Genomic DNA, 635 nt, shown 5'->3' on the forward strand with positions numbered 1-635 from the left:
AAAGCTTCGAGTACTTTCTTATCCATATTGTCCGTCCTTAGCCTTTAAGGCTTAAGTCTAGACAGTTACACAGAATTCGGGACACTCTCATGATAGAAATTTATTTCGCAACAACAGACAGTTCTACGTCGAATTCTTCACGACCACTGATACTGAAATAGTATTGTCCCATTTTGATCGACCCGTCTTCATTTTTTGGGATTGAAATCGTTTCGTTACTACCATGGGTGTAGTTCGACCATTCGTACTCGAAGTAGTGGCATACTTTGTCGTAACAAGCGTATAGATCGGCATCACCAGTGCCGGAGATAGACACTTCCAGTTGATTATAACTTTCTGAAACATCGACAAAGAAGAGCGTTTCAGAGAACTTTTTACCGCTTACTTGGATGCTGGTATTGAGTTCGATTTTCTTAGGCTTCTCTTTCGGTTTTGGCTGAGAAATATCCGAATCGTCAATGTCTTTTGTGACCTCATCCAGCCACGAATGAAACTCGGTATTGTAAGCAGGACCTAATCGTTCAAGCAGTTTTACCCACTCTTTGTATTGGCCGGTACGCGAGTAACCTAACAGTTCAGTAACGTCTTCAGGGTGTTTCTCTATCATGAAGCGTACAGCTAAGTAGCCCCAGCGA

At 42.4% G+C, this 635-nt stretch carries 1 protein-coding gene; it reads right to left on the minus strand.

The window, feature by feature from the left end:
• Positions 1–100: 100 nt before the first annotated feature.
• Positions 101–635, minus strand: a 535-nt coding sequence (locus R7E78_RS27750) for a PPC domain-containing protein (RefSeq protein ID WP_318058837.1), incomplete at its 5' end; no start/stop codon positions are given.

This window comes from Vibrio sp. YT-19(2023) (assembly GCF_033337395.1).